The sequence below is a fragment of the Ruegeria sp. YTSC002 genome, from assembly GCF_059609845.1.
Map to the genome: position 1 here is coordinate 28,524 of NZ_JBXWML010000012.1, position 24,714 is coordinate 53,237.

Sequence of the window (24,714 nt, forward strand, 5' to 3'; positions counted from 1 at the left end):
AAGAGGCGACCCAAACGGGCCGCCCCTTGATCGAAGCTTTTTTGATCTCAGGATGCGGCTTTCATCAGCCCCTGAGCGATGATTTCCGCCTGTGCTTCGTCCAGCGACTTGTGGATGCGCACGAACATTTCGTCGATATCCGCCGGGGTCAGGATCAGCGGGGGTGAGATGATCATCCGGTCACCCACATGGCGCATGATCAGGTTGTTGGCAAAGCAGCGGTCGCGGCAGATATAGCCGACCGTGCCGGGGTCCGAGGCAAACTTAGCACGGCTGGCCTTGTCTGGCGTCAGCGCGATCGAGGCCATCATGCCGACGATTTTGGCCTCACCGACCAGCGGGTGATCGGCCAGCGCCTCCCATTTCTCTTTCAAATAGGGCGCGGCCACGTCGCGGACGTGTTCGACGATCTTCTCCTCTTCGAGGATGCGCAGATTTTCCAGCGCAACGGCAGCGGCAACCGGGTGGCCGGAATAGGTGTAGCCGTGGTTGAACTCGGTGCCGCCGATGACCTCGGCGATCTCGTCATTGACGATGGACCCACCAATCGGCGCATAGCCCGAGCTGAGGCCCTTGGCGATGGTCATGATATGGGGCTTGATGCCCACGGTTTCAGATCCGAACCAGTTGCCGGTACGACCAAAACCGCAGATCACCTCATCCGCGATCAGAAGGATATCGTATTTATCGCAGATCCGCTGAACCTCGGGCCAGTAGCTGTCGGGTGCCACGATCACGCCGCCTGCACCTTGCACGGGTTCGGCGATAAAGGCGGCGACGCGGTCTTCGCCCAGCTCCAGAATGGCGTCTTCCAACTCGCGCGCGCGGGCAAGGCCGAATTCCTTGGGGGTCATGGTGCCGCCTTCGGCCCACCAGTTGGGTTGGTTGATGTGGTGAATGTTCGGGATCGGAATGCCGCCCTGCGCGTGCATGCCTGCCATACCGCCCAGCGAAGCCGACCCGACGGAAGACCCGTGATACGCGTTTTTCCTGCTGATGATGATATTCTTGTCCGGCTGCCCCTTCTCGGCCCAATAGGTGCGTACAAGGCGGATGTTGGTATCGTTGGCCTCGGACCCACCAGCTGCGAAGAAGACATGGTTCAGATCACCCGGTGCCAGCTCGGCGATCTTGGCGGCCAGTGCGATTGCGGGCACATGGGTCGTCTTGAAGAAGGTGTTGTAGTAGGGCAGTTCGCGCATCTGGCGCGCCGCGACATCGGCCAGCTCATCACGGCCATAACCGATATTGACGCACCAAAGACCTGCCATTGCGTCCAGAATTTCCTCACCTTCGCTGTCGGTCAGGTAAACTCCGCTGGCGCGTGTAATCACGCGTGCCCCTTCCTGTCCCAGCGCGCCATTGGCCGAGAAAGGATGGATGTGATGCGCCGCATCCAGCGCCTGCAATTCGGCGGTCGGCATATGGTTGGTTATGGTGGACATCGGAGAATCTCCTACAAGAACGCAGTTGCGGTTCACAATATGATCAAATTCATCGCTGTCAATCGAATCGGGTTGAGTCAGGTGGAAGTCAGGGCCTCCGCGATCAATTCCATGCCTTGCTCAATGTCCTGTGCCGTTGCTTTTGCGGCTTTTTCGGCGTCTCGGTTGCGCAAAGCGGCAATGATATCCTTGTGCCGATCCGGCAGGCTTTGAGTCCCGAATCGACCACATACGACACGCAGCGACGGACCGAACCGCAACCAAAGCCTTTCGGCCAGATCGCTGAGAATCGGTGCGTTTGCGTGTGAGTACAAGGTTTCGTGGAACGCCTGGTTCAGACGCAGATATCCGCCTACATCCCCGTCAGCAATCATACGGTCCAGATGCATGTCGAGTCGCTCCAGATGATCTATATCTTCGGTTTGCAAATTCGACGTTGCGCGCCTTGAAAGCTCTGATTCTATTGCGGTTCTGGCAAAGATCATTTCCTGGATGTCGCCCGGGGACAGCAGCGGCACACTTACACGCCGATTGCCTTGGAACACCAATGCCCCGTCCGAGATCAACCGGCGGATGGCTTCGCGCACCGGTGTCATACCAACACCCAGCGAATCAGTCAGGCCCTGGATTGTGACAGGCTGGCCGGGAACCAATTCGCCGAACAGGATCTGTGATCTGAGCGTTTGATAAACCTGCTCATGCGCGGGCTGTTTCCCTTTGTCGATTGTCGACGCAGATGCCTTATTTTTGATCAAATCCAATTGGTTCTTCCCATTTCGACTAACCCTGACTTGTCAGGTGACAGACCTCGTGAAACCATACGCCGGATCGAGGAAAAACGCAAAACTTGATCAAATCCAAAAAAACGGGAAAATAGCCGTACACTTGCAGGGAGAAGAATATGACAATCAAAACGCTGACCATGACAGCGGTCATCGCATTGGGGACTTCGGCGGCATTTGCCGAAGAGGTGCGTGTTTACAACTGGTCCGACTACATCGACGAAGAATTGCTGAGCAAATTCGAGGAAGAAACCGGCCTGACCTTGATTTACGATGTGTTCGACAGCAATGAGGTTCTGGAAACCAAGATGCTGGCCGGTGGTTCGGGATACGATGTGGTGGTGCCGTCGGGCACATTCCTGCAACGCCAGATTCAGGCGGGCGCATTTCAGGAACTTGACATGACCAAGTTGCCGAATGCGGTAAATCTGTGGGACGTGATTCAGGAGCGTACCGCAGGGTATGATCCGAACAATGCCTACTCGATCAACTACATGTGGGGAACGACGGGCATCGGTGTGAACGTCGACAAGGTCAAGGAAGTCTTGGGTGACGACGTGGCCTTGAACAGCATGGATTTGGTTCTGAAGCCGGAGAATATGGAAAAGCTGGCCTCGTGTGGCGTTCATTTCCTTGATGCGCCAGCCGAAATGATACCGATGACCTTGCAGTACATCGGTGAAGACCCCGACAGCCACGACCCGGAAGTGATCAAGAAGGTCGAAGACGTTCTGACAAGCGTTCGCCCCTACATCCAGAAGTTTCACAGTTCGGAATACATCAACGCGCTGGCCAATGGCGATATTTGCGTAGCCGTGGGTTGGTCCGGTGATATTCTGCAAGCGCGGGACCGCGCGGCCGAAGCCGACAACGGTGTGAACATCGAATACCACCCGTTCGCAGAAGGGTCATTGATGTGGTTCGACCAGATGGCGATTCCTGCCGACGCGCCGAATCCGGATGGTGCGCACAAATTCCTGAATTTCATTCTGGATGCCAACAACATGGCTGCTGCGTCCAACTATGTGTACTACGCCAACGGCAACAAGGCGTCTCAGGAGTTTCTTGAGGAAGACGTGATCGGCGATCCGGCAATTTATCCGGATGAAGCCACGATGCAGAACCTGTACATCACGACTCCGTACCCCGCGAAAACACAGCGGGTCGTGACCCGTCTTTGGACCAAGATCAAGTCAGGCACCTGATCCGGTCAAAAGCGCGGGGCGGTCTGGCGATCGCCCCGCCGCACTATTGTCCTAACTGACCATGCGGGGGCTGCTTTGAGTTCTGACGTTTTTGCGCCGTGGAATGACCCACAGGCGAAACCCTTGATCCAGTTCCAGAACGTGACCAAGCGCTTTGGTGAATTCACAGCGATCGACAACCTGTCGCTGGATATCTTCGAACGCGAGTTTTTTGCCCTGCTCGGCCCTTCTGGGTGCGGCAAGACAACGATGATGCGTATGCTGGCCGGGTTCGAGACTCCGACCGAAGGCCATATCCTGCTGGGCGGGCAGGATATCGACCCCATCCCGCCGAACAAGCGGGCCGTGAACATGATGTTCCAGTCCTATGCCCTGTTCCCGCATCTGAGTGTCTGGGAAAACATCGCTTTCGGTCTGCGCCGAGACAACATGCCCAAGCACGATCTGGAAGATCGGGTCGAAGAAATGCTGCGCCTGACCCGGCTGGAACAGTTTGCCCGTCGCAAACCCCATCAGATCTCGGGCGGTCAGAGGCAGCGCGTCGCGCTGGCGCGCTCGTTGGCCAAAGCGCCCAAGCTTCTGCTGCTGGATGAACCGTTGGGTGCGCTGGACAAAAAACTGCGACAAGATACCCAGTTCGAGCTGATGGATATTCAGGAGAAGACGGGCACCACCTTTGTCATCGTCACCCACGATCAGGAAGAGGCGATGACAGTCGCCACCCGCGTCGCGGTGATGGATCAGGGCCAGTTAAAGCAAGTGGCCACCCCGGATCGGATCTATGAAAACCCTGAATCTGTTTATGTCGCTGACTTCATCGGAGATGTGAACATCATCGAAGGTCGCGCGACACGATCCGGAGAGGACGCCTACCAGATCGTATGGGCCGAAGGTCAGGCCCCGTTTTCGGCGTCTTCGCCTGCTGTTTTCTCAGACGGTCAGTCCTGCCATCTGGCGATCCGCCCCGAGAAAGTGACAATCTCTGCCGAACGACCCGTCGATGCGGTCAACGCCGTGCAGGGCAAGGTTCACGACATTGCCTATCTGGGCAATCTGTCCACCTATCACGTTGAATTGGCAAACGGCACGATCATCAAGGCGCAGACGGCCAACACCCGCCGCATCTCGCGCCGTTCGTTTACCTGGGAAGACCCGGTCTGGCTGTCCTGGACAGCCACGGCTGCGGTTCTGCTGGCCAACTGATGCGCCGCGCCGTTCTGATCGCCATTCCTTACGTCTGGCTGTTGGCCCTGTTTCTGGTGCCGTTCTTCATCGTTCTGAAGATTTCGCTGTCGGATACCGCACTTGCCATCCCGCCTTATACGCCAACTTTGGACCTGTCAGCCGGTTGGACGGGGATAAAGGAGTTTTTCAGCCAGCTTGATCTTGAGAATTATGTCTGGCTGACCGAGGACGATCTGTATTGGAAAGCCTACCTGTCCAGCGTCAAGATCGCTTTTATTTCGACCTTCCTGACACTGCTGGTGGGCTACCCTATTGCCTATGGTATGGCCCGGGCACCTCAGGAATGGCGACCGACACTGATGATGCTGGTCATCCTGCCCTTCTGGACCTCGTTCCTGATCCGGGTTTACGCGTGGATGGGCATTCTGTCGAACGAAGGGTACCTCAACCAGATCTTGCTGTGGACCGGTATCATCTCGACCCCGCTGACGATCCTGAACACGTCAACTGCCGTCTATATCGGCATCGTTTACACTTATCTGCCCTTCATGATCCTGCCGATCTATTCGGCGTTGGAGCGTATGGACGGATCGCTGATCGAGGCGGCGGAGGACCTGGGGTGTTCGCGTTTGCAGGCCTTCTGGCTGGTGACCATCCCGCTGTCCAAGCCAGGCATCATTGCAGGGTGTTTCCTGGTGATGATCCCCGTGATCGGTGAATTCGTGATCCCATCCCTTCTGGGTGGTTCCGGTACGCTGATGATCGGCAAGGTTCTGTGGGAAGAGTTCTTTTCGAACCGTGACTGGCCGGTGGCAAGTGCGGTGGCCATCGTGCTGCTGCTGATCCTCGTCATTCCCATCGTGCTGTTCCAGCGCAACCAGCAGAAACAGGCGGAGGCCGAAGGATGAACAGATTGAGCTGGTTCAACACGGTTTCGCTGACGCTGGGCTTTGCGTTTCTGTACATCCCGATGATCATCCTGATCATCTTCAGCTTCAACGAAAGCAAGCTGGTCACGGTCTGGGCCGGGTTTTCGACGAAATGGTACGGAGAGCTGCTTCGGAACGAAGCGTTCCTGGATGCCGCCTGGGTCACGATCCGGGTCGCGGTCTTTTCGTCGACGCTGGCGACAATTCTGGGAACGGCCGCCGCTTATGTACTGGTCCGCAGCGGACGCTTTTTTGGCCGGACACTGTTTTCCGGCATGATCTATGCGCCGCTGGTGATGCCCGAAGTGATCACCGGCCTGTCGCTGCTGCTGTTGTTTATCGGCATCGGCCTGGATCGGGGTATTCTGACCATCGTTCTGGCACACACGACTTTCTCGATGTGTTTCGTTTCGGTTGTCGTATCCTCGCGCCTCATAACTTTTGATCGCTCGCTGGAAGAGGCTGCGCTGGACCTTGGATGCTCGCCCGCACAAGCCTTCCGTCTTGTCACCCTTCCGATCATCGCACCTGCGGTAATCTCGGGTTGGTTGCTGGCCTTTACCCTGTCACTTGATGATCTGGTGATTGCATCGTTCACTTCGGGGCCGTCGGCAACGACATTGCCGATCAAGATATTCTCGGCCGTGCGTCTTGGCGTCAGCCCGGAAATCAACGCGTTGTCGACGATCATGATCGCTGTGGTGACAGTCGGGGTAATCACGGCCTCGCTTGTGACCAAACGCGCTATGGTACGGCAGCAGCAGGACGAAATGGCTGCCGCGCGCACCGAATGAAGCGGATTTTTCCAGACTACGCCTATGGCAGCGACCCTCGCGACGGCTGTTGGTGGGACGAAACCGTTGCCAGCCCGGACTGGCCAGAGGTTCAAGGCGGCATGCATGTGGATGTGGCCATCATTGGGGGCGGATTTACAGGTGTTTCGGCTGCCCTGCATTTGGCTGAAAACGCTTCGGTTGCGGTGTTCGAAGCCGGCGCACCGGGGTGGGGAGCCTCGGGCCGAAATGGCGGGTTTTGCTGTCTTGGCGGCTCAAAACTTGGCTACGAATCCATGCAGCGCCGGTTTGGCCGCGATGCTGCTTTGGACTATGCGAAGGCGGAACAGGAAGCGGTTCAACTGGTCGCTGATCTGTTGGTACAGCATCAGATCGATGCGGATACCCACTCCAACGGGGAAACCCAGCTGGCGCATTCCAGGCGTGCGATGGACATGCTGCGCCGCAATGCAGACGAGGCGGGAACCCTGCACGAAGCCAGAGACCTGCCTGCGAAGGGCATGGGTGGCGCGTTTCATGGTGCCTACACTTCGCCGGTCGGTTTCGGGTTGAATCCTCGCAAATATCTGTTCGGGATTGCCCGAGCCGCCGAAGCAATGGGCGCGCATCTGTTCCGGAATTCCCCGGTTCTGAGCGTTGAAAAAACGGCGTCCGGCTTTGTGCTGCAAACGCAGAGCGGGCCAGTCAAAGCGCAGGCGGTTTTGGTTTGTACCAACGGATATTCCAGCGAGGATATCCCGGCCTGGATGTCCGGACGATACATGCCTGCACAGTCGACTGTCATGGTAACGCGACCCCTTGGCAGATCCGAGCAGATGGCACAAGGATGGACTACGGATCAGATGTGTTACGATACGCGCAATCTGTTGCACTATTTCCGCCTGATGCCAGACGGGCGCTTTCTGTTCGGGATGAGAGGCGGCCTGCGGTCATCGGCCGGGGCTGAAGCGGCCATTCGGCGAAAGGTCCAGCAGGATTTCAAACATATGTTTCCTGCCTGGTCGACGGTCGAGGTCACTCATATCTGGTCCGGTTTGGTGTGCCTGTCACGGGCCCTGACACCTTTTGTCGGCCCCGTTCCGGATCAACCGGGAATGTTTGCCGGGTTTGCATATCACGGCAATGGCGTCGCCATGGGCACGTATTGCGGTCGAGCACTGGCACGCTTGGTTCTGAGGCAGGACGCCAGGCTGCCGGCGGTGATGACACAAACACCGGGTCGGTTTCCTTTGGGTCGCTGGCGCCGCGTGCTCATGCCGCCAGCCTATGCCATGCTGGCGCTGGCCGACCTGCGATAAGGCGCGGCGTTACAGAATTGCGGTTTCCAAGTTCAACCCTGTCACATAGTCGGGCGCACCATTTTCAGCGCGCCAGAGGCAATACGCCGCCATGCGCCACGCATACCATGGCCTGAGCTGTAGATAGCGCGCGACGATTTCCGGTCTGCCGTAGGCCGAAAGAAACTGGTCTTCCTCTTTCTTCGACAGTGGTGAACCTCGGTAAAGCTGCTGCATTGCAGGCGACAAAAAAAGCGCAAGGTCTTCGCAGGGATCGCCCAGGGCCGGGCATTGCCAGTCGATCAAGGTCAGACCGCCGGTCGCCACCAGGATATTGCCTGCCACGGGGTCGCCATGGATCAGGCACGTCCGTTCCATGGGTGCGACCGGATTCGTAGGTTGCAAATCGGCGAGTTTGTCGCGCCCGTGTGACGTACAGCCTTGCAGAATTCTGTTTCCATGAGCGCGCAAGTCTGCGCTGCCGTTGCAACCGACTGGCGCCTGGACGGCAATGGGCAGGGTATGAAGCTTGCGCAGCAAGGCGCCAACCTGGGCTGAATCCTGCCGCCAGGGTGCTCCGGGGGCGTGGTCGTAGAACACCCAGCGGGCTTCTTTGTATTGCCCTGTGGCCCGCAACCTTGGCACGAAACCCGTGGCGCCAAGCGCTTTCAGGCATTGAGCCTCCAACTCTGCATCATTGCGAAACAAAGGATTGCGCAATGCTGTGCTGTAGAGTTTCAGGACCTTGTCGTTGTCGCGGCCCTTGACCTTCCATACCCTGTTAGTGCGCCCGCCATACAAGGTTTCGAACCGAGGATGCGCGTTGACCAATCCTTGCGCGTAGAGATGGTCAACCAGATCTCGAGGGGGGGCAGGCAGGTCGGGCAGAGGTTCCATCACTTCTTATGGCGAGTCGATTTGCCAAGCTTTGGCCCGTCCCGCCCGACAGATCAAGCACCAGTTCGGACTGCGGTGACCTGAGTTGCGGGAATCACCTGACCGCCCTGCAATGTCAGCAAAACAGTATCGTCGCCAACCTGTGCTTCGACGACGCGACCGTAGGCGGCGACAGGTTTCTCGGAGAGCAACTCATCGCCTTTGTAGCTTTCCAGGGTTGCAGTGTAGTTGCCTGATGCCAATGGATTTCCAGAAGAATCCACGCCCGCCCAAACAAACTCTTCAGTTGTCGTGGGTACAGTGACTTTATCGATCACCGTACCGTCACTGTCGCGGACCACCAATTTGGTTGCGTCCGCATCAGGGTCGGCCTGAGCAAACAGTGTTACGGGCTGGCCGTCAAAGTGAAAGGCTGATGTCGAACGGACGTCCATGCCCACCCAACTTGCAAGCTCGTTCAGTTTCGTGCCGCCCAATGCGTTGGCCAGGGTGGACAAGAGGTCATTGGTCTGGACTTGTTGCTCGACCATCGAGAACTGCGCCAACTGAGACGCATACTCGGTCGAATCCATCGGCTCCAACGGATCCTGATTCTTTGCCTGCGCCGTTAGCATCAGCAAGAACGTCTCAAAGTCCGACGTAATCGCGGACTTTTGTGATGCCCCGGCCTTTTGTTGATCCGCAACGGGCTGCGTGGTGTTGACAGGCGTAATCATTGGTCAAAACCTCATGTCGATGCCCCGGCCCGAGGCCAGATTCTGTGGATGGGAAGCTGTGTGATCGATCCGTTCCTGCGGCGCAGCTTCTGAATGTGAGGGGGATTGGGTGTCAGCGTCATTTGCGTCCTTTTGATCTGCGCCAGAACCCCAAGAGGTTCCCAGATCAAAGCTCAGATCCCCATACCCCAGTTTCTGAAACTCTTCTGTCAGAACGGACAAATGGCGTCGCATTAACTCGAGGGTTTCCGGGCGCTCGGTCGCAATGGTGATTTGCAGGCCGTTCTCCCGGCCGTTCAGAACAATCGACACACGCCCAAGCTCTTCCGGATTCAACGCTATTTCGGTTGCTCCTGATCCGGTGCGTGTCTGAACCGCTGCCGACAGCTGACCAGCGATCGCCCGGGCGATTTCTGCTCGGGCGGCAGTAGACGGAGCCGTGAGTTGAGGCGCGGAGTCGCGCGAGGTCAGCGGCAAAGGTTCCTCTCTGGTGGCAGGCAGGGCCTCAACCTCGACAACGGGTGCAACCGGTTCGGCTTCAACGGCAGTTGCCATCAGCTGAAGCTGCGCCACCGAGGGCGCCCGGTCAGGCGCTGACGGTTTGGGCGTCAGAATGTTCACTTCGGGCAACGGTTTCTTTTCAGGGCCCAGCGGGAGGGGGACGGCCCCCGTTTGTTCGACCGTGCCTTTGGGCTTTGCAAGCTGATCAGACATCTGGCCGATTTCGGTCATGGCTGTCACTTGCACAGGTTGGGGCGCCGGACCCTGCGCCTTCTGCGAGAGCGACGGAACCGGGGAAGGCGTGTCGCCTTGTGTGGGCAAACCTATGGATGCCAATACCTGTGGTTGATCCGGTATTTCGGAGGGGGTTTGATTTGCCTCCGCAACCTGAACCGGCATCATCGTTACCTCGTCCAAGCCGGGGGTTTCGAGGAATGCAGAAGGGGCTTTCTGTTCGCCGGTGCGTTCTGAAATCTGGGTGGGATGGGCCGTTGCAGATGCCTCGGCCGTTGTCTCCGGCACAGGCTCGGGCTCTGCTTCGACATTTTTCAGCTCGGCACTGATGGCAGCGTTTTCGCCTTCAGGGTGGCCGGTGGCACCAACCTCTTGCCCGAGGACATCCTGAAAGCTCTCCGATCCGGTGTTTTGGCCCGGAGCCTTACGAGATGTGACGGCTTTCTCGGGTGTGGTCGGCGTTGCGTTCGCCAGCGTTAGGGGGTTGGGCATTTTGCTCCGGCTCCGTGTGACTGGTCGGAACACTGCCTGTAGGAAGTTACGTTTATTTTAACCGCTTTCACCTTTGATCGAGAAAGTTCGAAGCAAATTCGGAGAATGCCATGAAGGTTTCCACCCTTCCTCACGTATCTCAATCACAGTCACCCCAGACCCGGCTGAAAAACGCCGCCATAGAGCTGGAGGCGGCGTTTCTGGCGGAAATGCTGAAATCTGCCGGGTTGGGAAAAACCCGCCAGTCCTTTGGCGGTGGCCCCGGTGAGGATCAGTTTTCTTCGATGCTTGTTCAACATCAGGCGCAGCAACTGGCCCGGTCCGGTGGCGTGGGCCTTTCCGAAATTCTGTTCAAGTCACTGATGGAGAAAACCGATGACGTCTAAAGTCGATAATGCGTTGATCAAGTCTTTGGAAGAAGTCCTGGATTTGGAACGTGCCGCACTTGTGCAGGGGGATCTGGACCGTTTGTCCAGCATGGTGCCTGAAAAAGAAAAGCTGATCGGGGCAATCAATGATCTTCAGGTGCTGGAAAGCGAGGCACTGATTCGCGTTCAACAGAAAGCCGAGCGCAATCAGGCGCTGCTGAACAGCGCGGCTGAGGGCATCCGGGCAGTCGCCAGCCGAATGGCTGAATTGCGGCGCGTTCGGCAGGAATTCAGCACCTATGGTGCGGACGGACAGCGAAGTGAATTTGCGGTGCGCAGCGTGGCAAAGCTGGAAAAGCGGGCATAGGCAGAAGTTTGATTCAAATCCGAAATTTCTGGGTTACGCGTTTTAGCACTCCGTTAGGGGATCGGGTTCAAAAGTGGTGTTGCACCTGAGATCAACAGGTGGCGCGAACGGCCACGCGGCGCGTCGCACAGGTCAGAAAGACACCAATGCCCGCAAATAGTGCGGGGTGAACATGGGCAAAACGGCCCGAACGGAAAAGGAAGAAAGCTATGTCCAGCATTCTGACAAACAACGGCGCGATGGTTGCGCTGCAAACTCTCAAGTCGGTTAACAAGAACCTGGCCTCCACCCAGAACGCGATCTCGACCGGCAAGGATGTCGCAACGGCCAAGGACAACTCGGCAGTATGGGCGATTTCCAAAGTGATGGAGTCGGACGTCAAAGGTTTCAACGCCATCAAGGACAGTCTCGCGCTTGGTGAATCGACCGTCGCCGTTGCACGGAATGCTGCGGAAACCGTCACTGATCTGCTGACCCAGATGAAAGGCAAGATCGTCGCGGCGCAGGAAGACAACGTTGACCGCGGCAAAATCAATGATGATGTGACTGCGCTGAAAGGTCAGATCGCGTCCGTTGTCAGTGCGGCGCAGTTCAATGGTTTGAACCTGGTTGACGGCTCTGCCGGTTCCGCTTCGATCCTTGCGTCGCTGGACCGCGACAGTACCGGCGCCGTGACCTCGTCGTCGATCACCGTTGCAGGGCAGAACCTGTCAACCGGCGGTTATGTCACCAAGCAGGTTTTTGACGGTTCGACCGGCGCATCGACAGGCAACGATCGCGTTGGCGCAACCATCGACAACGGCGCGACTGCCGCAACCGCGCTGGTCACCGACGAATCCAGCGGTGTGTTTGCCGCTGGTGACAAGGTTGTCGTCGCGATCAACGATCAGGTCGTGTCCTATACCGTGTCTGCCGAAGACGCCGCCGCGACAACGACCGGTGATCTGGTTGCCGTTGGATTGAAATCGAAGATTGAAGAGCTTGGGATTACCGGTCTGACCGTGGATTATGACTCGGGCACAGCCGGAACCCTGTCCATCACCAACGGTACGGGCTCTGACATTTCGTTCTCGGCTCAGTTCGTGAATGCCGGTGCAGGTGGTCTGGGCGCGCTGGCCGGTATTGATGTCTCGACCGGTGCGGGTGCGACCGCAGCCCTGGCCGCCGTTGAATCGCTGATCGATACTTCGATCGATGCATCAGCTGCTTTCGGTTCCTCTCAAAGCCGGATCGAAACTCAGAAAGAGTTCATCTCGAACCTGTCCGACTCGTTCAAGTCAGGTATCGGGTCGCTGGTCGACGCGGACATGGAAGAGACTTCGGCGCGGCTACAGGCGCTTCAGGTTCAGCAACAGTTGGCGACACAGTCGCTTTCGATCGCCAATCAGGCACCGCAGTCGATTCTGTCGCTGTTCCGTTAATTTGCATAATCGGTTGGGGCGCGGATTTCGCGCCCCATCAATGACTGCCTGATGACGGCCCTTTGGAAGGATTTCAAGTGACACCGCAAACCCTAGCCCATCAAACCTATGCGCAAACAGCCGCGCCGACTCGGACGCCTCGAGACACGGAGTACGAAGCGATTTCAAGGATCACACGGCGTCTGAAGGCAGCAACAGCACAAAAGGCAACGGATTTTTCGGGCTTTGTTCAGGCCGTGCACGAAAACCGGCGGCTATGGGGGGTGCTCGCAACCGGCGTTGCCGATTCCGAGAATGCCCTGCCCAACGATCTGAGAGCCAGGATCTTCTACCTTGCCGAATTCACCGAACAACACAGCAGCCGCGTTCTGGGAGACGGCGCAACCGTTGAACCCCTGGTGGAAATCAACACGGCTGTATTGCGCGGATTGCGCCAGATGAGGGCAACTTGATGAGCGGACTGGTCCTAAAGCTTGCCCCGAAAGAAAGGGTTCTGATCAACGGGGTCGTGATTGAGAACGGCGATCGCCGCGGCCGGTTTTCGATCATGACGCCACAGGCGAATGTTCTTCGACTGCGGGACGCGATTCATCCGGATGAGGTGAATACGCCGGTGCGCCGCGTCTGCTATGCTGCGCAGCTTGTATTGTCGGGTGACATCGAACCTGGCCAGGCACGTCAGCAACTGTTGCGCCGCGTGGAAGAGCTGAGCCAGGTTTTTACGGATGCAGATAGCCGTCGGGTCTTGGCCGAAGCAACGGATGCCCTGGTTGCAGAGCATTATTACAAGTGCCTCAAATCGCTTCGCTCGCTTCTGCCGCGCGAAGAGCGGCTGATGGCTTATCAGCAATGACATTCCAGCCCGTCATCCCAAGCGGTGGAATCGTGGGCTGGCGGTTCTTGCAACGTACCTATGAAAGCCAGCTCCAGAGTTTTTCGTCGTCAGCTGCGAATGAAAGAGAGACACAGTATTTTCTGGACAACATCGGAAAAATCCAATCCGCCGAACAGCTGGTGTCGGATCGCAGGTTGTTGCAAGTCGCATTGGGTGCGTTCGGACTGGAAGGAGATTTGGACAACCGGTTTTTCATACGCAAAATCCTCGAGGATGGGACACAGGCGGATGACGCGTTGTCCAATCGATTGGCCGACAAGCGATACCGGGAGTTTTCTGACGCCTTTGGGTTTGGTCCCGGTGCTGTCCGAAAAACCGCGCTGACGTCCGACATGGGGCAAATCGCCCAGGCCAATTTGACGGCACGGTTTGAAATTGCCGTTGGCGAGTCGGATGAAACGATGCGCATTTCGCTCTATGCACAACGAGAACTTTCGGATCTCGCCAACAGGGCCTCAAGCGCAGACACAAAATGGTTCGATCTGATGGGGTTGCCCCCTTTGCGCAGCATGATGGAAACGGCACTTGGACTGCCGTCATCCTTTGCGCAGCTGGACATTGACAAGCAGTTGGTCGAGTTCAAGGCCAGGTTGCACAAACTGACCGGCTCGGAGGACTTGGCGCAGTTTTCGAACCCAAAGTCCATCGAGAAACTGACCGACACATATTTGGCCAGAAGTCAGATTGCGCAACTTCAGAACACGATCTCGCCAGCGCAGACCGCGTTGATCCTGTTGGGAGCCGTTTGAGCAGAGCGCCTCCGGGTCGAAGTGATCGATGAAGCATGATCGCACAGGCGTAACGTTGATCAAGGCAATGCGGGTTTCTTCAGAACTGCAAACGAAAGGCCTTAACCGTTCAGAATCTCATCGGCTGCGGTTCGTAAAGCATATGATCTGACGGGCCGGGACACATTGTGCAGATTGACGTCGCCCAGCGGCACGGCGTTGGAACAGGCCGGTTCGATGTCTTCTGAAACGACAATGCGGTGCCCTTGCGTCTTGCCGAATTCTCCCAGGCGCGCTGCGATGTTCGCGGCCTGACCGATAACCGTGAAGTCAAGGCGTTCACGAGACCCCACATTGCCGTAGGTGACACGCCCATAAGCGACCCCGATCGAACAGTCGCAATGCACGTCCGTGCCTTCTTTGCGCAGTTCACCCAAAGTTTCGACGATTTTGATCGCCGAGCGCTGGGCATTGGTGCGGGCTGTACTGGCATCTTCGTCCGTTGCCGGGAAAACGGCCAGCACAGCGTCGCCAATGAATTTCAGAACTTCTCCGTTATTGTCGTGAACAATACCCGAGACTGTTTCAAAGAACTCGTTCAGGAGACTGATATATTCCCCCCGGCCCAGCTTTTCTTCCAGGCTTGTTGAATTGCGGAGATCGCAGAACATGATTGCGGCGTCGATCTCATCCCCGTCACCCCGCCTGATTTCGCCACCCAGCACACGCGCGCCGGTGCGCTTGCCGACATAGGTTTCCAGCAGGACCTGCGCGTTTTCGCGCTGCATGAACACTTCGTAGAAACGGGCAATGACAGAGGAACACTCAAAGACAAGGCCCAGGTTTTCGGTCGTGAACCCGTCCGGGTGATCGCAGGTCAGCGTCAGAACATTGGTGCGCCCGTCGGAAAACGGCAAAGGCATGGCCACGTAATCCGTTGCGCCCTTGGCCCGCAGATCTTCCATGATCGGAAAGCTGTTATGCGGGTTTTCATCGTTCAATCTTTGCCGCACGCCACCCAGGCCGTTCGAGACATGCCGCAAGGGGCTGTTGATGAACGCCGGGTGGTCATAGATTTCGTATGTCGGGGCCCGGGTCAGAATCTCGTCTTCATCTTTTTCCCAGATATAGTGCTTTCCCGCGATAAGCGGGTGCAGAGACCAGGCCAGAATGCTCAGCCTTTGTATCGCGATGCCATGCTCCAGCATCTTCTCGGCCAGCGCTTTGGTAAAGCTCTCGGGTGTTGTTGCAGTCGAAGCACCACGCATCAACCAGTCAATCAGCGGGCCGCTGATATTGCCGTCTTCAGGTTCGCGAAGGCGGTTTTCGCCCAGATCGATTTTCGTATAGGCGCCGGGCATAAACCCTATGCAGCCTTGTATGGCCGCGCTTTCAGGCAGGGCTTCTTCATAGGCCCAGACAGAATTGGCCAGATTTTCCGAACCCAGATTGATGTCGTGGTAAGTGGCAGTGCCTTTGAACGGGCAGAATGTTTGCAGATCTGTTTCTTCGCTCAGATCAACACAGACATCCGCGCGGGGCACATAGATCGTGGGCGGCAGGCGCGTTTCATACATCACCTTGGCATTTGTACTTTCAGCCAAAAGCACATCGTTTCGGTAAATGGCAATTCTACCATTCAGCGATTCAACCGATATTCCATACCCATTGATCTTTGGTGCGGCGTGGACGTTCACATGCGACCTCCCTTGCCTGGGGTTGTTCTAGAATGGGGCTTTGCATCGCACATTCCAAGAGGCGGTGAAGGGAAAAGTGCCAACGCATACGGTCACACGGCAAGGCTCAGACCATCTGTATGACGTCTTTTTCGATGGACAGCATATAGCCTTTTTTGGCGATGTTCTTGACCAGAAGTTCACTGACCATCTGGTTGCCAAGCGCATCTCGCAACCGTTTGATCCGCGTCGCGCCCGCAGCTTCGTCGCAATCGGCTGCATTGCGGCCGGAAATCATCGCCTCGATCTGGGCCCCGGACAACACCTCGTCATCCAGTCGCGATTCAGCCAGAACCGAGAGGGTTTCCATGGCGGCGGGCGTGAGTTTGAAATCCATGTTGTTGAGGTAGACGGTGTTTTCCTCGCGGCTGATCAGCAGGGATGTCACCTGAATGCCGGTGCGTTCGATTTGCGCCATGCGCCGGTTCAGCAGAACCAGCATCACCAGAAAGACCAATGCCGAGGCCATCATCGCACAGGCAAAAACCAGCAGCACATAGATCACCATCCGATAACTGGACAGGGTGTCCGCGAAGGCCGTGCCAGACTGGGCCAGAATTTCAAGCAACCGGATTTCGGTTTGCGAGGTCAGATCGGCCTCGACAAACAATCGCTCGACCCGCGCGTTGAATGCGTTGGCGTCCGGCAGGGTCCAGAACAGGAAAACGGCGGCAGTGATCAGGATGGCGACAATGGCTGCGATGCCCAGCACGACCAGCCTGACACCAGACCGGCGCGCATCAGAAACGGAGATAGAATTGTCCGGCATTGCCCTTCCTCTGATCCAACCCTTCCGGCCCGAAAACGGACTGCACTTCAAGCAAGGTCCAGCCTGACGCGCTCAGGCGCCGGGCGATTTCTGCATGGGCCTGGCCCTTGTCGCAGTTCGAGACCTGAATGACCCCATAATGCAAACGCAGCGGGTTGTCTTTCTTGGCCTTGTAATCCGCATAGCAATCCGCGGCAGACGCAGCAGTGCCAAGCGATATCAGGACCGCAAAGGTCAGAGAAGAGAGGATCTGTTTCATAGGCCGCATCCTGCGCATGAGTTGTCGCGATATTCAATAACCCAAGGGGTTTGCGGGTTCTGATATCCGATAACACCGGGCCGTTATTGCTTGTCTGAACCGGTCGCCCCCAGTGTCAGGGCAATCACGACGCGCTCCGTCACACGGTCGCCCAAACACTATGAAGGACACGCATCATGCACAGGAAATTCATTGCTTTCATCGTTGCGACCGCGGTTGCAATAACCGGGGTTTCTGCTTCGCAGGCGCGGGCTGCGGACGCAAAGGACATTCTTGGTGGGCTGGCGGCCATCGCGATCATCGGGGCCGGGGTTCACTATTACAACAAGGAAAAGAAAAAGGATCGGGCGGCTCGCCATCAGACATATACCCCGGCACCTTACACGCCGCAGCCGGTGCGCCCTCTGCCGCCGCGCGTGGCGCGATACGATCTGCCGCAGCGCTGCCTGCGCACATTCAACGGGTACTCACGGGATCATCCGCTGCTTGGGCCTAAATGCCTCAAGAAGCACTACAAACATGCCAATAGCCTGCCGCAAGAGTGCAAAGTCGGTTTCTGGAATGGCCAAAAGGTCAAGCGGGCATACGAACCCGCGTGCCTGCGCCAGAAAGGATACCGTGTCGTTTACCAGTAACAACGGTTGAGCAGGAGCGGCGCCAATGACGCGCCGTATGAGAGAGGGCGGTGTGGGCTGCCCTCTCTTTTTTTCTTGCGGCGCTGTGTGAAACGCGGTTTTCCAAAGGCATGACAAAACCAGACTTCGAACTTGAGCAGGCGCTGCTGGACCAGGGCCATTATCGCATCGCGGGTGTGGATGAGGTCGGGCGCGGCCCTTTGGCGGGACCAGTTGTCGCCGCGGCCGTGATCCTGAACCCACAGGCCATCCCCGAAGGGTTGAATGATTCCAAGAAGCTGACGGCCAGACGTCGGGCCGCGCTGGATGCCGAGATCCGGCACAGCGCCGAGTTTGCCGTGGCCGAAGCCTCGGTCGCCGAGATTGACGAGATCAACATCCTCAGGGCATCGCATCTGGCGATGCTGCGCGCGGTCGAGGCTCTGTCGCCGGCCCCTGATTTCCTGCTGATCGACGGGAACATGATTCCACGCGGCCTGAAAATCCCGTCGCAGGCCATCGTGAAGGGGGATGCCCGATCGGTGTCGATTGCAGCCGCCTCGATCCTTGCGAAAAACTGGCGCGATCAGGTGATGGTGGATTTGGCGCAACAGCATCCGGGATATGGATGGGAAACCAACGCCGGTTATCCGTCAAAACAACACAAGGAAGCACTGCAAAATCTTGGCGTGACCCCACACCATAGACGTTCGTTCAAGCCGGTGCACAATATCTAGTATCAAGAGTAAATCGTAAGCCGCTGATTCAAAAAAGAAATTGACGCCGATTCGTCTTTGACTCATCCTTGTCTCAACCAAATGAGCGCAAAAGCGCCGTGGACACTTGAGGCAGTGATATGACGACAACCACCAAAAAGGGCGCAATAGCGCCCCCTTTAAACACGATTCTATCCGGGGACTGCATCGACGTGATGAACAGTCTTCCCGAGGCATCCGTTGACCTGATTTTTGCGGATCCGCCCTATAATTTGCAGTTGAAAGGCCAACTGCATCGCCCGGATAACAGCCAGGTGGATGCGGTGGACGATCACTGGGATCAGTTTTCCAGCTTTGGTGCCTATGACGAATTCACCCGCGCGTGGTTGAAGGCGGCGCGCCGTCTGCTCAAGCCAAATGGCGCGATCTGGGTGATTGGCTCTTACCACAACATCTTTCGTGTGGGTTCGGCCTTGCAAGATGCAGGGTACTGGATTTTGAATGACGTTGTCTGGCGCAAATCCAATCCGATGCCCAACTTCCGCGGCAAGCGTTTTACCAACGCGCATGAGACGATGATCTGGGCGTCCAAGCGCGAAGGGGCCAAATACACCTTCAACTATGAGGCGTTAAAGGCCCTGAACGAAGGCGTGCAGATGCGCAGCGACTGGGTGCTGCCGATCTGCACCGGGCATGAACGTCTGAAGAATGAAAATGGCGACAAGGCGCATCCGACGCAAAAGCCGGAATCTTTGCTTCATCGCGTACTGATCGGGTCGACCAATCCCGGCGACGTGGTGCTTGATCCGTTCTTCGGCACCGGCACCACGGGTGCGGTCGCCAAGATGCTGGGCCGCGAATTCATTGGTATCGAACGCGAGGAAAGCTATCGCAAGGTGGCCGAGAAACGCATCGCCAAGGTGCGCAAGTTCGACCGTGAGGCTCTGGAAGTCAGCGCCAGCAAACGTGCCGAGCCGCGTGTTCCGTTCGGGCAGCTGGTCGAGCGCGGCATGCTGCGCCCGGGCGAAGAGCTCTATTCCATGAACCAGCGCCACAAGGCCAAGGTTCGCGCCGATGGCACGCTGGTCGGCGACAACGTCAAAGGCTCGATTCATCAGGTAGGCGCTCATCTGGAAAACGCGCCGTCCTGCAATGGCTGGACCTATTGGTGCTTCAAGCGCGATGGCAAAACGGTTCCGATCGACGTCCTGCGTCAGCAGATCCGGGCCGAGATGAACTGATTTCAAGAACACCGCCGGTGCCTGTGGCCTGACACAAGGCACTACGCCTTGCCCCGCCGATCCTACGGCGGGGTCTTTTGTTTTTGGACCAACAGTGATTGCATGAAGATGACCCTGACACTGCAAGAAAGATCACGGCCATGACCGAGACAACCGCGCAGCCCCGCCGCAGTCTGTATTTCACGGAACCTGACACTTTCGATCTGGACAACAAATACACCGAGGCCGCGTTGGAGCGGCACAAGCGCGAAGGGCTTGAACTGGCTGTACGCGCGCGCTGGGTGGCCATGGCCCTGACCGGGGCTCTGCTTATTTTTCTGAACCCGCAATGGGATGTGCTGTGGTATCATTTCATCCTGCTGCTGATCTGCGCCAATGGATGGCTGATCCGCAGCGCGGGCCGGGTGGGGCAATCCCGGGTCGAGCTTCTTTTGATCTTTGTTGATCTGTTGATCATGACCCTGGGGATGATCGTACCCAACCCGTTCAGCGATGATGTCCGGCCGCTGGCCATGCAATATCGGTTTGACAACTTTCAGTATTTTTTCGTCATTCTGGCGGCTGGAACCCTGGCCTATTCCTGGCGTACGGTGATTGCCATCGGTTCGTGGACGGCAATGATGTGGACGATCGGTTGGATCGTCGCCTGGTGGGTGGCCACGCCTATTCCGGAGATCAGCGAAAAGGTTGCAGAGGCCTTGCAGGGCTATCCGGATGTTGCCGAGCTGCTGGATCCCAACAGTTTCATGATACCTCAACGTATTCAGCAGGTGATCGTGTTCATGATGGTTGCAGTAACGCTGGGCATCTCGATGCGGCGACTCAATCAATTGTTGATGAACAACGCGGGGCTGGAACGGGAACGGGCCAATCTGTCACGGTATTTCTCGCCCAATGTGGTAGATGAGTTGAGCCAGAACGATGAACCGCTGAAACAAGTCCGCAAAGCGGATGTGGCCGTTCTGTTCATCGATATCGTCGGGTTCACCAAATACGCCGCCGGGCGGGACCCCTATGAAGTGATCGAGGTGCTGCGCGGGTTCCATGCCCGTATGGAAACCGAAGTATTCCGGCACCACGGGACATTGGACAAGTATCTGGGCGACGGTTTGATGGCGACCTTCGGCACGCCGGTGCCAACGCCTCTGGACGCGAGCAATGCCCTGGAATGCGCCCGTGCGATGGTAGGCGCGATCGACCGTTGGAATCTGGAACGTCGCAGGGTTGGAGAGCCCGAAATCCATGTCGGCGTTGGGGTGCATTACGGCTCGGTCGTACTTGGGGATATCGGTGCCAACCGGTTGGAATTCGCGGTGATTGGCGATGCGGTCAATGTGGCTGCCAAGCTTGAAGCGCTCACGCGTGATTTCAAGGCGCGTGTCATTGTCAGTGATGCCGTGCGCCTGCGGGTTGCGGAAGAAAACCCGTCGATGTCGGAGGCCATGGCCGGTTTTGTTGCCTGTCGCGACCAATCCGTGCGAGGGGTCGAGGCGCCGATGGATGTCTGGGTGATGAAAAGCTGAGGGCCTCCCGCCCGTCAGAACAGCATCGCAGATGCAGTGCTGACAGTTGGGCCAAGCAGCGCGCCCGTGCGCGCTGCGGTCACGCTTTGGGCATGGGGTTCAGAGATTTGTTGTAGGGGTGCCAGTCGGTGATCTCGGGATAATAGTGGCGTCGCCACGCGCGAACGCGCGGGTTCATGACCCGCCGCCACAGCGGAGGGATCATCGCGGCCACGGTCATGACGGGATAGCCATAGGGCAATTGCGGAGCTGTGTCCGACGCGTGATGTTGTAGCAGCGGAAACCGGCGGTTGGGTTTGTAATGGTGGTCCGAATGGCGCTGAAGATTGATCAGCAACCAGTTCGACGCTTTCTGCGAGGCATTCCACGAATGGCGTGGCAATACATGCTCGTACCGTCCGTCGCCCAGGTGTTTTCGGGTCAGGCCGTAATGCTCCACGTAGTTGACCAGCTCGAGCTGCCAGATCGCGACGCCAGCCTGTAGCACAAACAGCGCCACGCCGGACCATCCTCCGATCAGGCCAGCCAGTGCCAGCATCCCACCTTGCAGCGCCCAGTACCGCCAGAAAGGGTTTGAGCGATCTGTCCATGGTCGGTCTTTGCGGGCCAGCTTGTCGCGCTCGGCGCTGAAGGCCGAAACCCAGCATTGCCACAGAACGCGGGGATAGAAGCGATGAAACCCTTCGTTGTAGCGCGCCGTTACCGGATCGCGCGGGGTTCCAACATGGCGGTGATGGACCAACAAATGCTCGGACCGAAAATGAGAATACAGCACCATGGCAAGAAGAATGTCACCCAACCAGCGTTCCAAGCGGCTTTTCTGGTGCATCAACTCGTGGCTGTAGTTGATCCCAATCGTGCCCGAAATGACGCCCATGCCAAAGAAGAGGCCGATTTTCTCTAGCGTTGACAGATGGGTGTTGTGGGTTGCGTACCAGATCAGACCAAAAAGGGTGACGAACTGGATCGGGACCCAGAGTTTTGTCAGCAATATGTACCATTGCAGCGCCGTGTCCGGCGTCTCGGGGTCGGCGTTTTGAGTGTTGAGCCCGGTGATCCGGTCCAGCACTGCAAAAGCCCACCAGGTTGCGGCAGGAACCAGCAGCAGTGACCATCCACCGGTAGCAGCTGAAAACCAGACCAGCGGGATCAGCAGCAGCGACACCCAGAAAGGGGATGCAGATTGCCAGCGGGACAATGTGCCAGTTGCGATCATCTTTTCTGCTCCGACTTTTTGGACATACCCTAGACATGGCCCGAAGACTTGCACAGCGGACTTATTGTCCTTTCCAAAGGTCATAGGCCTTACGCATCACGGTTGGCAGGTCGCCGGGCCTGAAGCTGTGTTTGTCGACGACCGTCAGATGTTCGGGTACGTCGTGATCAGCGGCATCCGTGGTCCAGATCCGCAAAATCAGGTGGAAATGTGTAAATGTATGGCGCACTTCGCCCGGCAACATCTTCCAATTCGCAGGGAACGGGGCACGTTCGGTCGGGGCATCGTTCCACTCTGATCCGGGCCAGCCCAGCATTCCGCCCAGCAGGCCTTTGTCAGGTCTGCGTTCCAGCACCATGGCACCGTCTGCCATACGCGCGACATACACGTGCCCATAGCGGGTTGGCTTGGGTTTTTTGGGTGTTTTTCTTGGCAGGTCAGCTTGGGTGCCTGCGACGCGGCTCTGACAGGGGTCACGCAGGGGGCAGATGCCACATGCCGGCGACTTCGGCGTACAGATGGTGGCCCCCAAATCCATGACCGCCTGCGCGTAATCGCCGGGGCGTGTGGCCGGGGTCAGGGCCGACGCCTTTTCCTTCAGCAGGGGTTTGGAGCCGGGTAACGGGTCGTGAATGTCGTGGAGCCGGGCCATGACACGCTCGACGTTTCCGTCCAGAACGGTTTCGGGCTGATCGAATGCAATGGCCGAGATCGCAGCCGCAGTATAGGGGCCAATGCCGGGTAGCTTCAGCAGGGCGTCAAAGCTGTCGGGAAACCGGCCATCGCAGTCCTGCGTGACAGCGCGCGCGCATTTCAACAGATTGCGGGCGCGGGCGTAATAGCCAAGCCCGGCCCATTCCCCCATGACCTGTTCGTCCGGTGCGGCGGCCAGGGCCTGAACTGTGGGCCAACGGGTGGTGAAACGCAGGAAATAGTCACGAACGGCGGCAACTGTTGTTTGCTGTAGCATCACTTCGGACAACCAGACCCGATAGGGATCGGGGCGTATGCCGGCGGCGCGATCCGCCGGACCCGTGCGCCATGGCATTTCGCGGGCGTGGCGGTCGTACCACTCCAGCAACGCATCACTGACGGTCAATTCAGCAGAGTCACGCAAGTTTTATCCATCTCCCTGTCGGGTTTCTCTGGCACCCGGTGCCCTGCTCAGTACAATAGAGGTGTAGGAGCTGGAAACCAGATGCAACGCAGACGTTCTTCGACCCGTGGGTTCAAACGCACCGCGTCCGTGCTGAACGATCAGATCAGGCGCGCCGGGGAAAGCCGGGGGTTTGCCGTGTCGCGGCTTTTGACCCATTGGGCCGAGATCGTCGGCCAGGAAATCGCCGCCATCGCACGCCCGGTCAAAGTGGGTTATGGCAAGGGCGGTTTTGGTGCGACCCTGACCGTTCTGACCACCGGGCCACAAGCTCCGATGCTGGAAATGCAGAAGGAACAGCTGCGCGGGAAGGTGAATGCGGTCTATGGCTACAACGCCATCAGCCGCGTCCGCATTACCCAGACCGCTCCGACCGGATTTGCCGAGGGGCAGGCCAGTTTCGACCACAAGCCGAAGCAAACCAAACCCCAGATTGCGCCTGACATTGCCGCCGAGGCTGACAAAGTGTCACGCAATGTAAATGATGAAGATTTGCGCGCGGCTCTTGAACGTCTCGGGCGCAACGTTTTATCCAAACAGAAACGCTGAGAAAGGGCTGAGAATGAGCCGTATTGCAACCGTAATCTGTGCGGCTGTCGCCGTAGCCGCTGGCGGCTATTGGCTGACACAGTCGAACACCAACGTCACCCTTCCGCTGGTCAGTGCTGCCGAAGCGCAGGAGGCAGACCTGGATACTTCGACGATCGTCGATATGGTGCAGGGCGCTGAGGATGCGCCGGTCGAGATCATCGAATATGCATCCTATACCTGCCCGCATTGTGCGAGTTTCCATCAGGGTGCCTACAAGCAGATCAAGAAAGACTTCATCGACACCGGCAAGGTCAAGTTTATTTACCGCGAAGTCTATTTTGACCGCTACGGCCTTTGGGCATCGATGGTGGCCCGCTGCGCCGGCCCGGAAAAGTTCTTCGGTATCACCGACCTGATCTACGAAGGGCAAGCCGAATGGTCACGTGCTGGTGGTCCGGCCGAGATCGTGGACGAGCTGCGTAAGATCGGTCGTCTGGCCGGTATCGATGGCGACCAGCTTGAGGCTTGCCTGCAAGATGGCACCAAGGCGCGGACATTGGCTGCGTGGTATCAGGAAAACGCCGAACGTGATGGCATCCAGGCGACTCCGTCGTTCCTTGTGAACGGCAAGAAAGTCGACAACCAGTCCTACGCGGACTTCAAAAAGTTGATCGAAGACGAATTGGGTGGCTAACCACCCTTTTCCGGTTGGCCCTG

27 protein-coding genes are annotated in these 24,714 nt (G+C 57.5%); 17 read left to right on the forward strand and 10 right to left on the reverse strand.

Annotated elements, in window-relative coordinates:
- Positions 1-47: 47 nt before the first annotated feature.
- Together AC2FFD_RS18540 and AC2FFD_RS18545 are read right to left on the reverse strand one after the other, a co-directional pair.
- Complete coding sequence (locus AC2FFD_RS18540) at positions 48-1,445, reverse strand: aspartate aminotransferase family protein (protein ID WP_496873803.1); 1,398 nt, start codon at positions 1,443-1,445, stop codon at positions 48-50.
- 77 nt (positions 1,446-1,522) lie between these two features.
- On the reverse strand, positions 1,523-2,206 hold the full coding sequence (locus AC2FFD_RS18545; RefSeq protein WP_480685916.1) for a GntR family transcriptional regulator: 684 nt from the start codon (positions 2,204-2,206) through the stop codon (positions 1,523-1,525).
- Between the two features lie 140 nt (positions 2,207-2,346).
- Here AC2FFD_RS18545 and AC2FFD_RS18550 point away from each other — a divergent pair, with 140 nt between their 5' ends.
- The 5 genes from AC2FFD_RS18550 (at position 2,347) to AC2FFD_RS18570 (ending at position 7,638) form a co-directional block, all read left to right on the forward strand.
- Positions 2,347-3,432 (forward strand): polyamine ABC transporter substrate-binding protein, encoded by a 1,086-nt coding sequence (locus AC2FFD_RS18550; protein ID WP_496873804.1) that lies wholly within the window; start codon positions 2,347-2,349, stop codon positions 3,430-3,432.
- 75 nt (positions 3,433-3,507) lie between these two features.
- Entirely contained in the window at positions 3,508-4,635 is a 1,128-nt protein-coding gene (locus AC2FFD_RS18555) for an ABC transporter ATP-binding protein (RefSeq protein ID WP_170345555.1), read from the forward strand.
- Positions 4,635-5,525, forward strand: a complete 891-nt coding sequence (locus tag AC2FFD_RS18560) for an ABC transporter permease subunit (RefSeq protein WP_170345556.1) — start codon at positions 4,635-4,637, stop codon at positions 5,523-5,525. The genes AC2FFD_RS18555 and AC2FFD_RS18560 overlap by 1 nt, the downstream gene beginning before the upstream one ends.
- A complete protein-coding gene (locus tag AC2FFD_RS18565) occupies positions 5,522-6,340 on the forward strand; it encodes an ABC transporter permease (RefSeq protein ID WP_257599447.1) in 819 nt (272 codons plus the stop codon). The genes AC2FFD_RS18560 and AC2FFD_RS18565 overlap by 4 nt, the downstream gene beginning before the upstream one ends.
- Positions 6,337-7,638, forward strand: a complete 1,302-nt coding sequence (locus AC2FFD_RS18570) for an NAD(P)/FAD-dependent oxidoreductase (RefSeq protein WP_496873805.1) — start codon at positions 6,337-6,339, stop codon at positions 7,636-7,638. Before AC2FFD_RS18565 ends, AC2FFD_RS18570 begins: the two co-directional genes overlap by 4 nt.
- A gap of 9 nt (positions 7,639-7,647) precedes the next feature.
- On the opposite strand, the gene AC2FFD_RS18575 is transcribed toward AC2FFD_RS18570, so the two are convergent.
- The 3 genes from AC2FFD_RS18575 to fliK are packed head-to-tail and all read right to left on the reverse strand — an operon-like array spanning position 7,648 to position 10,457.
- Positions 7,648-8,514 (reverse strand): phosphotransferase, encoded by an 867-nt coding sequence (locus AC2FFD_RS18575; protein ID WP_496873806.1) that lies wholly within the window; start codon positions 8,512-8,514, stop codon positions 7,648-7,650.
- 53 nt (positions 8,515-8,567) lie between these two features.
- Entirely contained in the window at positions 8,568-9,230 is a 663-nt protein-coding gene (locus AC2FFD_RS18580) for a flagellar hook capping FlgD N-terminal domain-containing protein (RefSeq protein ID WP_171172301.1), read from the reverse strand.
- A 3-nt stretch (positions 9,231-9,233) separates the two neighbouring features.
- Positions 9,234-10,457 (reverse strand): flagellar hook-length control protein FliK, encoded by a 1,224-nt coding sequence (fliK, locus tag AC2FFD_RS18585; protein WP_496873807.1) that lies wholly within the window; start codon positions 10,455-10,457, stop codon positions 9,234-9,236.
- Positions 10,458-10,567: 110 nt separating this feature from the next.
- Here fliK and AC2FFD_RS18590 point away from each other — a divergent pair, with 110 nt between their 5' ends.
- The 6 genes from AC2FFD_RS18590 (at position 10,568) to AC2FFD_RS18615 (ending at position 14,257) form a co-directional block, all read left to right on the forward strand.
- On the forward strand, positions 10,568-10,843 hold the full coding sequence (locus AC2FFD_RS18590) for a rod-binding protein (RefSeq protein ID WP_496873808.1): 276 nt from the start codon (positions 10,568-10,570) through the stop codon (positions 10,841-10,843).
- Positions 10,833-11,192: a flagellar biosynthesis protein FlgN gene (locus AC2FFD_RS18595; protein WP_170345563.1), complete on the forward strand. Its 360-nt coding sequence runs from the start codon at positions 10,833-10,835 to the stop codon at positions 11,190-11,192. The genes AC2FFD_RS18590 and AC2FFD_RS18595 overlap by 11 nt, the downstream gene beginning before the upstream one ends.
- A gap of 209 nt (positions 11,193-11,401) precedes the next feature.
- Entirely contained in the window at positions 11,402-12,613 is a 1,212-nt protein-coding gene (locus tag AC2FFD_RS18600; protein WP_170345564.1) for a flagellin N-terminal helical domain-containing protein, read from the forward strand.
- Between the two features lie 77 nt (positions 12,614-12,690).
- On the forward strand, positions 12,691-13,065 hold the full coding sequence (gene flaF, locus AC2FFD_RS18605) for a flagellar biosynthesis regulator FlaF (protein ID WP_170345565.1): 375 nt from the start codon (positions 12,691-12,693) through the stop codon (positions 13,063-13,065).
- Positions 13,065-13,466 carry a flagellar biosynthesis repressor FlbT gene (gene flbT, locus AC2FFD_RS18610; RefSeq protein ID WP_152459291.1) on the forward strand — a complete coding sequence of 134 codons (402 nt, stop codon included), beginning with the start codon at positions 13,065-13,067 and terminating at the stop codon, positions 13,464-13,466. The genes flaF and flbT overlap by 1 nt, the downstream gene beginning before the upstream one ends.
- Entirely contained in the window at positions 13,463-14,257 is a 795-nt protein-coding gene (locus tag AC2FFD_RS18615; RefSeq protein ID WP_170345566.1) for a DUF1217 domain-containing protein, read from the forward strand. Before flbT ends, AC2FFD_RS18615 begins: the two co-directional genes overlap by 4 nt.
- Positions 14,258-14,358: 101 nt before the next feature.
- On the opposite strand, the gene AC2FFD_RS18620 is transcribed toward AC2FFD_RS18615, so the two are convergent.
- From AC2FFD_RS18620 to AC2FFD_RS18630, 3 genes are all read right to left on the reverse strand, one after another.
- On the reverse strand, positions 14,359-15,933 hold the full coding sequence (locus tag AC2FFD_RS18620; protein WP_496873809.1) for a DUF427 domain-containing protein: 1,575 nt from the start codon (positions 15,931-15,933) through the stop codon (positions 14,359-14,361).
- A 106-nt stretch (positions 15,934-16,039) separates the two neighbouring features.
- Positions 16,040-16,741, reverse strand: coding sequence for a winged helix-turn-helix domain-containing protein (locus AC2FFD_RS18625; RefSeq protein WP_170345568.1), 702 nt, complete (start codon positions 16,739-16,741; stop codon positions 16,040-16,042).
- On the reverse strand, positions 16,713-17,000 hold the full coding sequence (locus AC2FFD_RS18630; protein ID WP_257599440.1) for a hypothetical protein: 288 nt from the start codon (positions 16,998-17,000) through the stop codon (positions 16,713-16,715). The genes AC2FFD_RS18625 and AC2FFD_RS18630 overlap by 29 nt, the downstream gene beginning before the upstream one ends.
- A gap of 176 nt (positions 17,001-17,176) precedes the next feature.
- On the opposite strand from AC2FFD_RS18630, the gene AC2FFD_RS18635 reads away from it, so the two are divergent.
- The 4 genes from AC2FFD_RS18635 (at position 17,177) to AC2FFD_RS18650 (ending at position 21,094) form a co-directional block, all read left to right on the forward strand.
- Positions 17,177-17,635 (forward strand): hypothetical protein, encoded by a 459-nt coding sequence (locus tag AC2FFD_RS18635; RefSeq protein ID WP_496873810.1) that lies wholly within the window; start codon positions 17,177-17,179, stop codon positions 17,633-17,635.
- A gap of 110 nt (positions 17,636-17,745) precedes the next feature.
- Positions 17,746-18,351, forward strand: a complete 606-nt coding sequence (gene rnhB / locus AC2FFD_RS18640) for a ribonuclease HII (protein WP_496873811.1) — start codon at positions 17,746-17,748, stop codon at positions 18,349-18,351.
- Between the two features lie 119 nt (positions 18,352-18,470).
- Positions 18,471-19,571, forward strand: coding sequence for a site-specific DNA-methyltransferase (locus AC2FFD_RS18645; protein WP_496873812.1), 1,101 nt, complete (start codon positions 18,471-18,473; stop codon positions 19,569-19,571).
- A 140-nt stretch (positions 19,572-19,711) separates the two neighbouring features.
- Positions 19,712-21,094 (forward strand): adenylate/guanylate cyclase domain-containing protein, encoded by a 1,383-nt coding sequence (locus AC2FFD_RS18650; RefSeq protein ID WP_496873813.1) that lies wholly within the window; start codon positions 19,712-19,714, stop codon positions 21,092-21,094.
- Between the two features lie 79 nt (positions 21,095-21,173).
- Here AC2FFD_RS18650 and AC2FFD_RS18655 read toward each other — a convergent pair whose 3' ends face one another.
- On the reverse strand, positions 21,174-22,310 hold the full coding sequence (locus AC2FFD_RS18655; RefSeq protein ID WP_170345574.1) for an alkane 1-monooxygenase: 1,137 nt from the start codon (positions 22,308-22,310) through the stop codon (positions 21,174-21,176).
- Positions 22,311-22,371: 61 nt separating this feature from the next.
- On the reverse strand, positions 22,372-23,427 hold the full coding sequence (gene mutY, locus AC2FFD_RS18660) for an A/G-specific adenine glycosylase (RefSeq protein WP_480685926.1): 1,056 nt from the start codon (positions 23,425-23,427) through the stop codon (positions 22,372-22,374).
- 81 nt (positions 23,428-23,508) lie between these two features.
- Between mutY and AC2FFD_RS18665 the strand changes: the two genes are divergently transcribed.
- Both AC2FFD_RS18665 and AC2FFD_RS18670 read left to right on the forward strand, forming a co-directional pair.
- Positions 23,509-24,015: a DUF721 domain-containing protein gene (locus AC2FFD_RS18665; RefSeq protein WP_170345576.1), complete on the forward strand. Its 507-nt coding sequence runs from the start codon at positions 23,509-23,511 to the stop codon at positions 24,013-24,015.
- A 13-nt stretch (positions 24,016-24,028) separates the two neighbouring features.
- Complete coding sequence (locus tag AC2FFD_RS18670) at positions 24,029-24,691, forward strand: DsbA family protein (protein ID WP_257599435.1); 663 nt, start codon at positions 24,029-24,031, stop codon at positions 24,689-24,691.
- Positions 24,692-24,714 lie beyond the last annotated feature (23 nt).